The organism is Marinobacter fuscus, assembly GCF_003007675.1.
GTDB classification, from domain to species: Bacteria; Pseudomonadota; Gammaproteobacteria; order Pseudomonadales; family Oleiphilaceae; genus Marinobacter; species Marinobacter fuscus.
In genome coordinates this window covers 73,034-87,476 of record NZ_PXNP01000083.1, presented here as the reverse complement: position 1 = coordinate 87,476, position 14,443 = coordinate 73,034, and the positions used below count along the sequence as shown (strand labels likewise).

The 14,443-nt window shown below is 57.4% G+C and carries 16 protein-coding genes; 6 read left to right on the top strand and 10 right to left on the bottom strand.

Translation table 11 applies throughout. The features are described 5' to 3' along the window. Positions 1-335: 335 nt before the first annotated feature. Together C7H09_RS11290 and C7H09_RS11285 are read right to left on the bottom strand one after the other, a co-directional pair. A complete protein-coding gene (locus C7H09_RS11290) occupies positions 336-770 on the bottom strand; it encodes a hypothetical protein (RefSeq protein WP_133166229.1) in 435 nt (144 codons plus the stop codon). 185 nt (positions 771-955) lie between these two features. Then, positions 956-1,135 (bottom strand): hypothetical protein, encoded by a 180-nt coding sequence (locus tag C7H09_RS11285; protein ID WP_133166228.1) that lies wholly within the window; start codon positions 1,133-1,135, stop codon positions 956-958. Positions 1,136-1,499: 364 nt separating this feature from the next. On the opposite strand from C7H09_RS11285, the gene C7H09_RS11280 reads away from it, so the two are divergent. Both C7H09_RS11280 and C7H09_RS11275 read left to right on the top strand, forming a co-directional pair. Further along, positions 1,500-1,757, top strand: a complete 258-nt coding sequence (locus tag C7H09_RS11280) for a type II toxin-antitoxin system RelE family toxin (protein ID WP_106762627.1) — start codon at positions 1,500-1,502, stop codon at positions 1,755-1,757. After that, positions 1,754-2,134 carry a helix-turn-helix domain-containing protein gene (locus C7H09_RS11275; protein ID WP_106762625.1) on the top strand — a complete coding sequence of 127 codons (381 nt, stop codon included), beginning with the start codon at positions 1,754-1,756 and terminating at the stop codon, positions 2,132-2,134. The genes C7H09_RS11280 and C7H09_RS11275 overlap by 4 nt, the downstream gene beginning before the upstream one ends. A 296-nt stretch (positions 2,135-2,430) precedes the next feature. Here C7H09_RS11275 and C7H09_RS20410 read toward each other — a convergent pair whose 3' ends face one another. The 3 genes from C7H09_RS20410 to C7H09_RS11260 all read right to left on the bottom strand — a co-directional run bounded on the left by C7H09_RS20410 (position 2,431) and on the right by C7H09_RS11260 (position 4,143). After that, a complete protein-coding gene (locus C7H09_RS20410; protein WP_276309316.1) occupies positions 2,431-2,556 on the bottom strand; it encodes a hypothetical protein in 126 nt (41 codons plus the stop codon). 33 nt (positions 2,557-2,589) lie between these two features. Next, positions 2,590-2,976, bottom strand: coding sequence for a glutaredoxin family protein (locus C7H09_RS11265; protein ID WP_106762620.1), 387 nt, complete (start codon positions 2,974-2,976; stop codon positions 2,590-2,592). A gap of 159 nt (positions 2,977-3,135) precedes the next feature. Continuing rightward, positions 3,136-4,143: a hypothetical protein gene (locus tag C7H09_RS11260; RefSeq protein ID WP_106762617.1), complete on the bottom strand. Its 1,008-nt coding sequence runs from the start codon at positions 4,141-4,143 to the stop codon at positions 3,136-3,138. Between the two features lie 155 nt (positions 4,144-4,298). On the opposite strand from C7H09_RS11260, the gene C7H09_RS11255 reads away from it, so the two are divergent. Both C7H09_RS11255 and C7H09_RS11250 read left to right on the top strand, forming a co-directional pair. Next, a complete protein-coding gene (locus C7H09_RS11255) occupies positions 4,299-6,047 on the top strand; it encodes an autotransporter assembly complex protein TamA (RefSeq protein ID WP_206074317.1) in 1,749 nt (582 codons plus the stop codon). Then, positions 6,044-9,808 (top strand): translocation/assembly module TamB domain-containing protein, encoded by a 3,765-nt coding sequence (locus C7H09_RS11250; protein ID WP_106762615.1) that lies wholly within the window; start codon positions 6,044-6,046, stop codon positions 9,806-9,808. Before C7H09_RS11255 ends, C7H09_RS11250 begins: the two co-directional genes overlap by 4 nt. On the opposite strand, the gene C7H09_RS11245 is transcribed toward C7H09_RS11250, so the two are convergent. The 3 genes from C7H09_RS11245 to C7H09_RS11235 are packed head-to-tail and all read right to left on the bottom strand — an operon-like array spanning position 9,805 to position 12,260. Beyond that, positions 9,805-10,488 carry an SIMPL domain-containing protein gene (locus C7H09_RS11245; RefSeq protein WP_106762612.1) on the bottom strand — a complete coding sequence of 228 codons (684 nt, stop codon included), beginning with the start codon at positions 10,486-10,488 and terminating at the stop codon, positions 9,805-9,807. The genes C7H09_RS11250 and C7H09_RS11245 overlap by 4 nt on opposite strands. A gap of 16 nt (positions 10,489-10,504) precedes the next feature. Then, the gene (locus C7H09_RS11240) at positions 10,505-11,260 is read right to left on the bottom strand and encodes a gamma-glutamyl-gamma-aminobutyrate hydrolase family protein (RefSeq protein ID WP_106762610.1); all 756 of its coding nucleotides are present in this window, start codon (positions 11,258-11,260) and stop codon (positions 10,505-10,507) included. After that, positions 11,253-12,260 (bottom strand): amidoligase family protein, encoded by a 1,008-nt coding sequence (locus C7H09_RS11235; RefSeq protein ID WP_106762607.1) that lies wholly within the window; start codon positions 12,258-12,260, stop codon positions 11,253-11,255. Before C7H09_RS11235 ends, C7H09_RS11240 begins: the two co-directional genes overlap by 8 nt. A gap of 159 nt (positions 12,261-12,419) precedes the next feature. Between C7H09_RS11235 and lexA the strand changes: the two genes are divergently transcribed. Together lexA and C7H09_RS11225 are read left to right on the top strand one after the other, a co-directional pair. Then, positions 12,420-13,028 carry a transcriptional repressor LexA gene (gene lexA, locus C7H09_RS11230; RefSeq protein ID WP_106762605.1) on the top strand — a complete coding sequence of 203 codons (609 nt, stop codon included), beginning with the start codon at positions 12,420-12,422 and terminating at the stop codon, positions 13,026-13,028. Positions 13,029-13,068: 40 nt separating this feature from the next. After that, complete coding sequence (locus C7H09_RS11225; RefSeq protein WP_106762603.1) at positions 13,069-13,569, top strand: cell division inhibitor SulA; 501 nt, start codon at positions 13,069-13,071, stop codon at positions 13,567-13,569. Between the two features lie 17 nt (positions 13,570-13,586). Here the strand turns inward: C7H09_RS11225 and C7H09_RS11220 are convergent, their stop codons facing one another. Then, entirely contained in the window at positions 13,587-13,847 is a 261-nt protein-coding gene (locus tag C7H09_RS11220) for a hypothetical protein (protein ID WP_106762600.1), read from the bottom strand. A gap of 53 nt (positions 13,848-13,900) precedes the next feature. Further along, positions 13,901-14,398 carry a DUF6586 family protein gene (locus tag C7H09_RS11215; protein WP_106762597.1) on the bottom strand — a complete coding sequence of 166 codons (498 nt, stop codon included), beginning with the start codon at positions 14,396-14,398 and terminating at the stop codon, positions 13,901-13,903. Positions 14,399-14,443: the final 45 nt, after the last annotated feature.

Here is a 14,443-nt window from a genome sequence, read left to right as displayed (position 1 = left end):
GGCATGGAAGGAATGTTGAGAAAGCAGGTTCAGCTCAAATTTGGCCCGATCCCGCTTTGGGCGGACGAGCGCATATCTACAGCTACTAACGAGCAGTTGGAGATCTGGGTCACCGCAATTCTGTCGGAAGACACGCTGGAAGCGTTGCTTGCTCTAAGGGGCTGAACGAAGCGCGGAATGCAGCACATTCGCTTTCGACGGGGTCTGACACTCGCTGTCAGACCCCATTTCTCCAAGGTTTAACGCGGGTGCCTTGTGGGGTCAGACCGCGAGGGTCAGACCCCTTTTGCCCGCGATGTGATCATGGACAGGCACAGCTTAGCCTGTTGCCTTTGTTAGTGCTCAATGGGTATTTTCCCCGACGGGCAACGCCAATCTTTGACTTTGTCCATCAGCATGGAGTCAATCTCCGGATATAAGTGGAGATTCTGCTGGTGAATCGGGTAGGTCATCGCCAGATCGTCTATAAGCAAATCTCGCATACAAGTAAAGGACTCCGGCCGGGTAAAGCGGTCAGCGCAACTACCCCAATGGATCGGACCCGCTTCAGTTTGCTCGACGACCGGCCAATTAAAAGCATCAGACTCCACCCTGGCAAGGGATTCTGATTCCTCCAGAGTTTGCCCCGCCGGGACTATCAGCGGATCTCGTTCTACTTCGGAGCGTGGCGACAGCATGACATATAGGGACTGATACCGGACGTTTGAACCAACACCAATTTCGGCCTTAAACCCCGGAATCAAACGGGCCACCTCTTCTGCCTGAATCAAAATACTCGTTCCATAGCCGCCCCCCTCTGGATCGAAGCCTGAGTCAGAGCCTCCTGATAGGGGTATTGTTACAGCATGGCTCTCGGGTATGCACAAGAATCTACCGGTACCAGCACTTACACTATTTGTGGAAGAGCTGCACCCCGTCAAAATGATCGCGCCAACGAGAAGAAATGTGGCTATTTTCATTTCGAATCCACCGGGTCGCAGTCGTGGCAATACAGCTTTCCATACATTTCCAACTCCCAACTGTCGGGTATGGCGCCGAACCAGGTGCCGCCATAGGAGTCTGGTGAAATGCCGAACTCCGCGAAGGCCATGTGGTGGTATTTTGCTATCTGTTTTCTGCCCAGAAGACCTGCCACGCTCCCAGCCTGCGCGGTATAATCTGCGTCCACTGCTCGGGCATGATGCCAGGCAACCGCCAGACCCACTTGTCGTATTTTTTTCCGCATCTCTCCTATAGTTCCCTGAACCCCGGCCCTCTGAAGTCCGACTGCAGTGGTCAACTAATCCCGGACAATATTTTAAGGTTTTCCTCAGCGGCGACGGGCGAAATGCCACCGTTGAACGTATGAGGCCTTTGCCGGTTGTAATAGTTGCCGATGATTATGAACAGGCACTAGCCTGCTATTCGCTATCGACGGGGTCTGACACTCGCTGTCAGACCCCATTTCTCTACCTTCGCAAAAGTTGACTAAAAGTAAACTTCGAAAGTAAACTGTATCTATGCACAAGTTAACCTATAAAAAGGCTGCGTTGAAAGCGATCCGGAAAATGCCTAAGCCTCAGGCACAAAAACTGCAGGGTGAGCTAGAGGCGATGGCCCGCGATCCGCAAGCATACTGGGGCGATTGGAAGCCGATGAAGGGCGGACCTTTCTGGCGCTTGAGACAAGGTAGCTACAGGGCGATCTGCAGCATTGATGATGGAGAACTGGTGGTTCTGGTGCTGAAGGTTGGTTCAAAAGGAGATGTTTACAAATGAGCGCGCAAATAATTGAACGTGAAGGCAAGCCGGAGTATGCCGTGCTTCCCTACAGCGACTACTTGAGATTGTTAGAGCTCGCGGAAGATGTGCGGGATACAGCAGATGCAACAGAAGCCATGCGTGAGCTCGTAAGCGGTGAGGATGAAGTGATACCTGCTGAGGTGGTTGCTCGCCTTATCGCCCGAGAAGATCACCCACTAAAGATCTGGCGCGAGTATCGCGGTCTAACCCAAGAAGCCTTGGGCAACTCCGCTGGCGCGAGCAAATCCTATATCAGCCAGATTGAAGCGGGCAATAAGATTGGCTCAGCTAAGGTTCTGAAGGCGCTCGCGGAAGAACTGCAAGTGGATATGGAGGATCTGCTGCTGGAGTGATATCAAAAACAGATCATAGTCAAACAGGATGATCATGGGCAGGCACAGCTTAGCCAGCACTGATTCCGAAAAGCCCGGAGGATTCGTCCCTGGGCTTGTTGCATTTTGTCTGCTGCGCCTGTTTCGGCGTTATGGCAAAACAGCGCCGGCATTCCACCGAGACTTCTGGAAATCCGTGGATTTCAGGCGGATGAAGGCCTCAGCAAAACTGCCGGTAAGCTGATAAGAAAAAGAAGGGAAGCGGGAGCTAGGACGCTCGTCGCCGTCCAAGATTCCTGTAATCCTGGTAGCTGTCTTCAAAGACGGTTGCCCGGTGGCACCATCGCTCCGGGTTCCAGTGCCTGTTGCTCTGTTTGCCGTGCAATGGCTGCTGCCAGGTTTAACAACGGGGTCTGACCCTCGTTATCGACGGGGTCTGACACTCGCTGTCAGACCCCTTCACCAGAACAGACCCCTTAACCAAACTGCCGGTTCAGCCAGGTATTGATATCATCGGATTCATACATCCACTGCTTTTCGCCGGCGTTATTGGTGATCAATAAGCAGGGTACTTTAACGGCACCGCCGCCGTTCATAAGATCTTCGCGATGTTCAACATTGTGCTGTGCATCGCGTAGTTCAACATTCAGCCCCAGTCGGGCTATTTCTTTACGAACTTTGATGCAAAACGGGCAGGCGCGGAACTGGTAGAGCGCCAGGCCTTCAGTTGTCTTGTCGATTGCAGCTTGCTGCTCCGGTGAGCGTGTGATTGCCTCGGGCGTGGTGAGTTTCTCAGAAAGCAGCATGAAAGGTGTCAAAACTAATCGCAGCAGACGAAAAAATGTACGGATAATGGCTCGCATATTTGAAGTTGGTCTTTGTAGATCTGAAAGGTGAGTGAATAAGAGATCGTAAGGGTACCATGGCAGCTGCCACTTTTGGGGCGATTCAGGCGCCTTGTGGGGTCAGACCGCGAGGGTCAGACCCCCTTGACCGCGAGGGTCAGACCCCACATCCCCAAATCAGGGCAGGTTCTCCCGCCAGCGTTTTACCTGCACCTGGTCTTTTATGGCGTCGATGATTTCCAGCACCAGGCTGATCAGGGCTTCCTTGTTCGGGCTGATTGTGTGTTCCTGGCCGGGTTCCGGTAAAAATACGTTTACGATATCTTCGATAAACGCGTGATTGCTGGTGGAGGCCAGGTCTTCGAGTACCTGATGAATAATGTTGGCGACGATATCGCCAACTGCGTTTTCCAGGGTGTCTTGTATTGTGCCACCCACCACGGGGAGGTATTTCAGGCGTGAGAGTTCGTGGTTCTGGGCCAGGGCCTGGTCTACCCGCTCTTCCAGATAAACTCTGAGGGCACCGCGGTTTGGTACGTAGCCTTGTTGTGCCGCCTGGGCAACCCGCTCTGACAACCAGCCAGACAGCATTTCCCGGCGTGGATAGAGTATTTCGTCCTGAATCCGTTCGATCAGCGGTGAGCCTCGCTGGGCTTCTGCCTGTACACCGCTGAGCACCTTCAATACGATTCTGTCAGACAATTCTTCCAGAAAAGCCTGGTAATAAAAATAGAAGAACTGGAACAGCCGGGTGTTGGTTACGTCGATGATCTTGTACTGGTGCAGCCGGTACACGATAGAGATAATCCGCAGAACCCGCAGGAAGCGGAGGCTGCCAACAGGGATACAGCCGATCAGGTCGTACCAGTGAATGAACGGATAGAAATACCAGCGGTCATACACCTTTGCCTTCACCGAATAGCCCCAGCGCAGCACGAATTCGCTGAGGAAGATTGCGACAAACACCATGTCGAAGAAAATGAAGTTTTCGTGAACGGGGTTGTAGGCAGAATGCGCCGCTGGCAGATGTTCGCGCAGCAGGTTCTGTACCGCGACAAAGTTGTAGATGGAGTCCCAGATGATCAGCGTCAGGTTTATGATCAGCAGGCCTAGCATGAGGAAGTCGATCACGAACCATGTCAGTTGATGGCTGGCTCGCAGATTGTCACGGTTGATTTTGAGCATTGCTGAACCTGTTCGTGCATCTTAAGTGGCTGACAGGTTAGCGTATTTGAACACAGGGTACGAGATCAGCCATGGCGGCTGGCCGGTGCTTGGGGGTAAACTGCCGCCCGGGTGCGGGAATTCTCCGGTTTACAGGTCAGGACGTCCTTCAGTTGATGCGGTTATCTTGGTTTTACAATCGGTTGTTTTGGCGCTCACTGCTTCTGGTTGGGTTGCTGCAGGCATGGTCTGCGCTCGCCAATCAGGTACAGGTGAGCGTGAATGGCGACCACGACAACCTGCAAAAGAACGCTGCCATTCTGGTCGGGGAAGTAGAAGGGCGCACTGCCGATGGTTTGCGCCGTTATGCGCCTACCGCGATGGAGCAGGTGCGTGAAGCGCTCCGGGCGCTGGGTTATTACAATCCGTCTATCCAGTGGCAGGTAACGGGGCGTGACGATGGCCTGGCCAGGTTGATGCTTACGGTAGAGCCGGGCGAGCCGGTGCGCATTCGCTCCCGGCAGGTGGAAATACTCGGGCCCGGCAACCGCGATGGCGCCTTTTTGCAGGGCCTTCCGGAGGTACCCGGGGAAGGCGATGTGCTGAACCACGGTGAATACGATGCGCTGCGCCAGTCCATCAGCAGCCGTGCCAACCGCCGGGGCTACTTTGATGGTGCCTTTGAAACCCGCACCCTGACGGTGAACCCGGAAGACAATACCGCCGACATTGTATTGCGCTACCGTACCGGCGACCGGTACCGGCTGGGGCAGGTGGTGTTTCTTGAGGGCCATGGGTTTGATGAAGACCTGCTGCGTTCGTTTGTTACCTTCATCCCGGGTGAGTACTTTCACGCCGACAAAATTGCCAATTTGAACAACAATTTGTCTAACAGTGGCTATTTTTCGGGTGTCGATGTCGATGCCTCGCCAAACCGGGCCGAGGACAAGGTGATACCGGTGGATATCGGGCTTACCCCAAGGCCACCCCGTTCCATTTCCGGCGGTATCGGGTTTTCCACCGATGTGGGGCCGCGTTTGCGGGCCAACTGGCGTGAACACTACATTAATGCCCGAGGCTACAAGCGTGGCGCGGATACCGAGCTGTCCGAGCCCCGGCAGAATCTGAGCGGGTGGTATGAATTCCCCCTGGATCCCCCGATGACCGACTCCTTCCGCTTTGGGGCCGGCTACCAGCGCGAAGACATTGAGGATGTGGAGTCTGAGCGGCTGACGATTGGCCAGCAATGGAACCACCAGCTTTCCAACGGCTGGCGGCAGACGGTGTCTGTGCGTTGGGAAGGGGAGCGGTTCAGTATTGGTGATGTAGAGCAGGGTAACTCCAGCTTGCTGCTTCCCGGAGTGAGTTATTCGAAACTTCAGGCCGATTCGCCACTGGACCCGTCCCGGGGCTATCGGCTGCAACTGGACGTGACCGGCGCCCACAGAGCCGTGCTTTCAGATGCCGATATCCTGCATGTGAATGCGCTGGCCAAGGGCCTCTATACGCTCGCCGACAAGCAACGTTTTCTGGCCCGCTTCAATTTCGGCGGCGTGGCCACCAACCGGTTTTCAGCGGTGCCACCGTCGTTGCGGTTTTTTGCCGGTGGCGACCAGAGTGTGCGTGGTTACCGGTATGAGTCGCTGTCGCCCCTGAGCCGCGAAGGAACAGCGGTGGGTGGGCGTTATCTGGTGGTGGGCAGTGTTGAGTATCAGTACGAGTTTGCCGACCGCTGGCGTATCGCCGCGTTTGTGGACAAGGGCAATGCGGTTGATGATGTGTTCCAGCCGTTGGCAACCGGTGTTGGCGGGGGAATCCGCTGGGTAAGCCCGGTGGGACCCTTGCGGCTGGATATCGCTAAAGGGCTGGACGAACAGTTTGGCGGCGGCTGGCGCATTCACTTTTCCATGGGGCCGGAATTATGACCAATGCTGCGCAGGGCATGGCCCCGGAAGCCGGTGGTTCCAAACGGGGCAGACGGCGTTGGTGGTTCTGGCCGCTGGTGGTATTGCTGGTGGTTATTTTGCTGCCGCTGATTCTTGGCCTTGGCGTGTTGTTGGCCCTGAAAAGCGAGACAGGCACCGCCTGGGTTATCGATCGAATTCCCGGGCTGCAAACCGAAAGCGCTGAGGGCTCTTTACTGGGCCAATGGCAGGCAGAAACGGTTGTCTGGCAAGGCTATGGCGTTGGTGTGCAGGTGCAGTCGGCCGAGGTGGACTGGTCCCCAACCTGCCTGTTTGAACTAAAGCTTTGTCTGGAAACCCTGCAGATTGGCCAGCTGGATGTGGTGCTTCAGCCATCCGGCGAACCGGCGGACGAAATGCCCCGCAAGGCCATTGAATTGCCCGCTATCAATCTTCCGCTGGCGCTGAATGTGGCAAACGTGCAGGTGGGGCGATTTACCCTCAACGATAGTCTTGTCTGGAGCCGGGCGGAACTGGTGTCCCGGGTGTCTGGAGCTACTCTGGATCTCGATAAACTGTTGTATCAGCGTGATGACGTACTGCTTCAGGCCGGTGGCCGTGTCGAGATGCGTGGGGATTGGCCGGTTACGCTGGATCTGATGGCGCAGCTTCCCCCACCACAGGGAGACGAGTGGAAGATTAGCCTGGGGGTTGGTGGCAGTGTCCGGCACCTGCGTTTGTCGGGGCAGAGTTCGGGTTATCTTGCTGCAGAGTTTGAGGGTGAGGTTGAGCCCCTGGAGCCGGAACTGCCGCTGAGCCTTCGCCTGAACTCCGGTCGGTTCCATGCCCATGCTTTGGTCCCGGAAACGCTGACGCTTGAAAACTGGCAGCTGGTGCTTGACGGTTCGCTTGCCGGGGGCTTTGACACCCGGCTGGACGCGACCTTGCCCGCGGCAACCGGTCCGGTCAAGGCCCGGGTGGAAGGCCTGGTGACCACCGGAGGTGTGTCCGATGCGCTGGTTTCTCTTGTCAGTGTTCGCGGTGGCGATGCCGCCAGTGAGGTGTTCGAGGCCAGAGGGCAGGCGTCCTGGGCGGACGGTATTGAAGCAGATGCCGAGCTTCTGCTGGATCAGTTTCCCTGGTATGGCCTGGTGCCGGAACTGGCCGAACCGCCGGTGCACCTCAAGCGGCTGGATGGCGAGGTGCACTATCGTAACGGAGACTACCGGGCGGCGCTGAATGCCCAGGTGGAAGGCCCCCTCGGGGAGGCCGGGCTGGCCACCCGGCTGAATGGCGATCTGGAAACCGTAAGAATCACCCGCCTGGATATGACAACCGGTGCAGGCTCCCTGTCTGGCGAGGCCGAGCTGGCTATTGCCGGTTCGCTGGGGTGGGATGCCCGGTTGCAGCTCGACAGGTTTAACCCCGGTTACTGGGTTCCGCTGTTGCAGGGCAGCCTGAACGGCCAGGTTTCATCCCGCGGGCAGATGCGCGAATCCGGGCTGCCGGAGCTGGTCGCCAGCCTGGATCTGCAAGGTCAGTGGCAGAGCCGCCCGGCAACGGCCAAAGGGCGCCTGTCTACCGAAGGCAATGATTGGCGTGTCGAGAATCTGGCAGTGTCTGTCGGTGACAACAACCTCAATGCCGAGGGGCGCTATGGCGAGAGCCTGGCGGCCAGCGTTCAGCTAGATTTTCCTGCCCCGGAACAACTGCTTGAAACCTTGTCTGGCCGGGTGACGGGTAACGTGCAGGTGAGCGGCTCGGTTGAGCAACCGGCGGGTGAGGTTACTCTGGATGCCCGCCAGTTGGCCTGGGCAGACCAGTTTGTTGTAGACACCCTGCAACTGCAGGCAACACTGGACAGCGCCGGTCGACTGGATGCCAATCTGGATGGCGGTGGTTTGCAGGCCGCGGGGCAGACTCTCAGCCGACTTTCGGCGACCGTCAGCGGCACCCAAAGCGAGCATTCGCTGTCGTTTGAAGCTGAACACCCGGAGCTGAGCGTAAAGCTGGGGCTGGCCGGGGCTCTGGCTGACAACTGGCAGGACTGGCGGGGCCGGGTTCGCCGGGGCGATATCCAGGTGTCTGGCCCGGGCCATAACTGGAAGCTGGCGAATGCCGCAGGCCTGGCCTTCGTGGATGGCAAACTCACCCTCGGGCAGCATTGCTGGCGCTGGCAGGAAAGCTCGGTATGCGCCAGCGATCAGGCCTTGTGGCCTGACACCCGTCTGGCGTATCAGGTACGGGATTTTCCGACACAGGCGCTGGCACCGCTGTTTCCGGAAACCTTTCAGTGGAACGCTTCACTGAGCGCGGAACTGGAAATGCGCCTGGCGGATCAGGGGCCGGACGGGCGCATTCGTATTGATGCCGGGGCCGGAGAGTTCCGGGTACTTGTTCTGGATGACTGGCATACCATCGGCCACGACTCGCTGGTTCTGGAGGCGGGGCTGGTTCCCTCCATGGCGGATATCCGGCTGGGCTTTGCCGGGCCGGAGCTGGGGGATCTTAGCCTGAACCTGTCGGTAGATCCGACGGCCGAAGACCGGCCGGTGCAGGGCACCTTCAATGTGCAATCGCTGGATCTGGCATTTTTAACCGCCTTTACCGGCCTTGAGGAGATTCTGGGGCAGGTAAATGGCCAGGGGCAGATTTCAGGCCCGCTGATGAAGCCCGATGTGCGCGGTGAGCTGGCGCTGACCGGGGGGCGGATTTTTGACCCCGGCCTGCCGCTGCCTATCGATGACCTGGTGGTGGCGCTTGAGTTTCAGGGCCAGTCTGCGGATGTCAGCGGGCGCTGGAAGAGCAACGACCGCAGTACCGGAGAGGTAAGCGGAACGCTGGCATGGCAAGGGGCTCCGGAGCTGTCACTGAACCTGAAAGGTGACCGTTTGCCGGTAACGCTGGAGCCCTATGCACGGCTTGAGGTGGGGCCGGATCTGAATGTAGCGTTCCGCAATGGCGAGTTGACGGTTGATGGCAGGGTAGACGTGCCCCAGGGCGAGATTCTCGTCAAGGGTGTGCCGCCCTCGGCCGTGTCGGTGTCGGACGACGAGATCATTGTGGGTGTGGAGCGGGAAGAGCCTGCCATTCGGGCCATGAACATGGATGTGACGGTTGTGGTGGGTGAAGATCAGGTGTCATTCGATGCATTCGGGGTTACCGGCAATCTGGAGGGCACCTTGCGCATCGGCAACAATATGGACACCCGTGGCTCTCTGCAGTTGGTACAGGGCCGCTACGAGGCGTTCGGGCAGGAGCTTGATCTGCGCCGGGCAAGAATTCTGTTTGTCGGCTCGCTAACCCGGCCATACCTGGACATAGAAGCCGTGCGTGAAGTGGATACTGTGGTTGCCGGAATCCGCCTGAGCGGGCCGGTGGATGCGCCACAAACCGACGTGTTTTCCGAGCCCTCCATGCCCCAGAGTGATGCCTTGTCTTACGTTATTCTCGGGCGGGCTCCCAGAGGGCAGGCCGATGACGGGCAGATGAGCCGGGCAGCAATTTCACTGGGGCTGACCCAGGCGAACAAGTTTACCCAGGGGGTCGGCGATGAGCTGGGAATCCGCAATCTGACGCTGGAAGCGGAAGGCTCCGGGGACCAGGCAGCCGTTGTTGCCAGCGGCTACCTGACCGATGAACTGAGCCTGCGCTACGGGGTTGGCATTTTCGAGCCCATTACCACCGTGGCCCTGCGCTACGATCTGGGCCGGTACTTTTATCTTGAAGCCGCCAGCGGGCTGGCGGCCTCTCTGGACTTGTTCTATACCAGAAACTTCTAATCCAGCTCGAACACCGCGTGCACGCTGGCGCGTATTTCACGGGGGCCAACGCTGGACACGGCATCTCCGCCCATTTTGGCTTCTGCCATCATCAGGGGCGCAGGCCGGTGGCCGCCATTCACGTTCAGTGTTTTGATCTCGCCGCACTCCTTGTCCAACTGGCTGGCAACGAATTCACAACGGCTTCGGGCATCGGCAATGGCCCGGCCCAGGGCCTGCTGTTCAAATTCCTGTTCACGGGAGTGATAGAACTGGCTGGCACCCAGGTGATATTGCAGGCCCAGGCTGTTGGCTTCAGCCAGCAGCGGATTTATCAGTGCAAGATCGGAAATTGAGAAGCTGACCGTTTGCCTGGCCACTGAAAGGCTATCGGGTTTGGCGTCTTTCTCCCGGGCAGGTACCGAGCGGGTATACACACTGATATCGGCATCAGAATAGTCCTCAAGCTGGCCCCGGTGTGGTTCGATGGCCTTGCGCCAGCCGGCCATGATGTCCGATACCTGCTCTGAGGCTCTGGCAGGGTTGGTGTGTTCGGCAGTGACCGTAAATTGCAGCCGCGCGCTGTCGGGCTCATAGCGCACCAGGCCTTCGCCACTGAGGCTGACTTCACCGGCAGTGGCGATGACGGGAGCACTTGCCAGTGCGGTCGCCAGAAAGAGGGCATTACGGAATTCAGACATATTCGTTCTCCTTGAATTAAAATCCGGTGTTTGGCTGATCAAATCCCGGATCAGAGTCGGCGCTGCTCAGGCGCTCAAGCTTTCTGGCACTGGCAGCCTGTACCAAATCGCTGAAAATACGCCGGTGGCCTTTGTGGTAAAGCAGGTATTCCGGGTGCCACTGAACGCCCAGCAGCCATTGTTCGCCCATATTCTCAAAAGCCTGTACGAACAGATCCCTGTCGACCGCCGTTACCCGAAGATTTCGGCCAAGCCGTTTGATGGCCTGGCTGTGAATGCGGTTTGCTCCGATAACATGGCTGTACATCAGGCGTTCCAGGCGGCTGTTGCGAACCAGCCTCACGGTTTGCAGGGGCAGCAGCAGGGGCCGGTGCCGGGTGTGTACTCTCAGAGGCGTCACGTTCTGGCACAAAGAGCCGCCATAAAAGACATTGATTAGCTGCGCACCGCGGCAAATACCAAGAACAGGGATGTTCAGGCGTTCTGCCTGTTCCAGCAGGCGGCGGTCGGTGGCATCCCGTTTCAGGTCATAGCGGGCGGTTACCTGAGGCTGCTGCCCGTATTGCTCCGGGTGAACATGGGTTCCGCCGGACAACACCAGGCCATCAAGCAGCGCAACGTTGCTGCGATCGCCGGGCCGGATGTAATGCGTGCGGGCGCCCTGCAGGCGCAGACCGAAACTGATCAGGCGGTGGGCAAGGCTGCGCCGGGCAGGCCCGCTGATGCCGATGGTCAGCCCTGGGTGTTCGGGAATGGCGCCCGCTTCAGACATAACCGTGCTGGCGCAGCCATTGGTCTATGGTATCCAGCCAGGGGTGGGTCAGGTTGTGCAGGCTGAATTTTCGTGCGTCGCAAAACGCCTGACGGGCCTTTTCCAGATCCTCCGGGTGGTTGGCCAGTTGTTCCAGTACCACCCAATCGTTCCACACGGTCGAGAAGTGCCAGTTCGGGTTGTCGATATCGCAGTCCGGAAGCCGGTAGTGCAGGGTCGGGCGGCTTTTCACTCTTGGATCGGTAACGTACTGGTTGAGCAACGGCTTGTTCAGGTGCGCAAACAGGGGCAGCAAATCCAGTGCCTTGTTGCGGGTTGGGTTGTAGTGAAGGTAGTCCCGCATCAAAGTATCCATATCGGGCTGATAGTCAGCCGCCATAAGCCGGTCGACATACCGGCTGCTCCATGGCTCTATGTACGGGGTGAACTTCCGGCTGATGTCTAACTGGTGCCGTGCCTTGAGCCACTCGTACAGAATGGCGAAGGCACGGAGATAGCGAACCAGTGTTCCGGGTTCGAGATCCGGAAGTTCCGGGTTGAGCTGCAGGCCGAATGCAAAGTACAGGGTCTGGCGGCTGCCTTCCGCCCCCAGATCCCTTAGCTTGTTGACCAGCAACTCGATGTCTTTGAGGCTGGTCATCGGCAGTGGCGGGCTGACGATCTCCAGCGGAACAATCCGCTCTGCCGCAAAATCGATCACTTCCATGGCCTGGCTACCCAGCTCCCGGATGGACTCGGGTAGCCGTTCATCGGCAAGATCGAGATCCTTGATGGGGTCAGAATCCAGTTCAATGGTGAAGCTGCCTGAGGGCGTTTCAATTCGGGTTACGTATCGGGATTCCAGCTTGGGTTCACCGCCCAGCAAACGGGCAGTGTGACTTACCAGATCATTGTACGTGAGGCCGGAAAGCTCGATTTCCACGCCCACCTTGCGCTCTTGCCCATCCTGATTCATCTGCTTTTCCGGCAGCTTGCATCGATTTCCGTTGTTCCCTTGCATGCGATGTGTCCCTGGCGAGATTTACAGTTACTTTAACATACCGGTTACCCGCTGCCCGTTACAGCTCTGAAAACCCCGCGCAGGACTTTACACTGGATAAAACACTGTATATAGTCGAATCACTGTATAAAAAACCAGGATCAACATCCGGAGCAAAACATGAAGCTGACCGCAAGACAATCTCAGGTGCTGGACATCATCCGGCGATACCTTGATGAAACGGGGTATCCGCCAACCCGCGCCGAAATTGCGAAAGAGTTGGGGTTCCGGTCTGCCAATGCGGCAGAGGAGCACTTGCGGGCGCTGGCCAGAAAGGGCGCCATTGAAATGGTGCCGGGTGCCAGCCGCGGTATCCGCCTGCCGGAGTCCGAAGCAGATGCCGGGTTGCCGGTGATTGGCCAGGTCGCGGCGGGTAGTCCCATTCTGGCCCAGGAGCACATAGAGGATCATTGCACACTGCAGCCAGATTTCTTCTCGCCCACGGCAGACTATCTGCTGCGGGTGCGCGGCATGAGTATGAAGGATATCGGCATTCTGGATGGTGATTTGCTAGCTGTTCATCGCACCCAGGATGTCCACAACGGCCAGGTGGTCGTCGCCCGGGTGGGGGAAGAAGTGACGGTAAAGCGGTTCCGGAAGGATGGCAATAAAGTCTGGTTGATTGCCGAGAACGACGAGTTCGCACCGATTGAAGTCGATCTGACCGAGCAGGAACTGTTCATCGAAGGTCTGGGCGTTGGCGTGATACGGCGTTCAGATCTGCATTGATTGCGAATATTCAGCAGCGCGCAGCGCAGGCAGGTAAGTAATGGAACAATTAAGTTTTTCTAACAATATGGCGTTCCAACCCGCATTAGCCCCCGGAGCGACCCCCGTTTCGTCTCCGGAAACCGGCAGGCGACCGGCCCGAAGCAGATTGTCGGCGGGCTCTGGCCGTCATTCGGCACCTGGCCATGTCGGCAATATTACTGAGATTATCCTGCCGGAAGAGCAGGTGGAAAACTTTCAGTTGTTGCTGCCCATGCTCACCCAGCTGAATCAGGAAAAGCGCTGGCTTGCCTGGATTGACCCGCCTGCGCCTCTGGTAGCCAAGTGGCAAAAGATGCACGGTATTGTTGCGAACGAAATTCTGGTGTTGCGGTCAACGCCCGAATTTTCGGCACAGGATCTGGCCGAGCGGGCACTGGGGGCAGGAACCTGCCACGCCGTGGTGCTCTGGACCAGAAAGCTCGGTCGCGGCGCTATGGAGTCGCTGCAGCAGGCATCGGCTGCCGGTCACAGCCATGGTGTGGTGCTGCGGCAGCGGTAGTACTAATGTAGAGTGTATTAATGCAGAGTGTATTGAGGCTGGGCATCGGCGGTATCATGGTCGTCTTCTTCCCAGTCGATGTCGTGGCCAATGTTGCCCGCAGCTTCAATACCCGCTGCAATCATGGCTTTCGCCACGTTCATGTCACGGTCGTCCATCATCTCGCGGGCTTCTTCAGAGAAAGATATGCGCACCAGGGGAGCGGTGTCATCATCGATTCTGCGCAATGCAAAATCGCCGTCTGCGAGTTGGACAATTTCAAAAAAAGAGGGAGACATTTGGTTCAACCTTAATCGACAAGAATTCGAGTGTGTGCATCCGGCTTTGGCAATCAGTATTCGCTGTGTTGTTCGGTCAGAACCCGGACAAATTTTGCCATGGCTGACAAGCTGTTGTGCAATGCCTTGCACGAGCGATCCGGCCCATGGTTAGCAGACACTGCGATCAGGTTGTCGGCAGCCTTGTGTTTTTTCGCTTCCGACGGTTTGCTCAGCGCCGCCTCAAGTTCCGCGAGATGCTGCCACCAGCTTCCTGCAGTTGTTGCAAGTTCCCGCAAGTGTTCAGCTTCCGCCACCGGGTAAGGAAACAGAGCCTCAAGTTGCTCAATCGAGCTGGGCATGGCTGTTTTGTTCTGGTGTAGCCGGGCAATCGCAGTCAGTAGTAACTGTCGGCCCCTGAGCATTAACTCTATCGCGCCCTGTTCAAGTGCTTTCTGCTCCGCAACCGGCATCGCGGCGGCCGAAGAACTGGGTGTCTGCTCCAGCCGCGCCAGTAACGTTCTGGCGAGAAACAGTTTTTCATTAACAAGAGAAGGCCACTGTTGTGCCATTGCCAACCTGCGGATTTTTTGACCGGGCGTTTGATTCAGAACAAC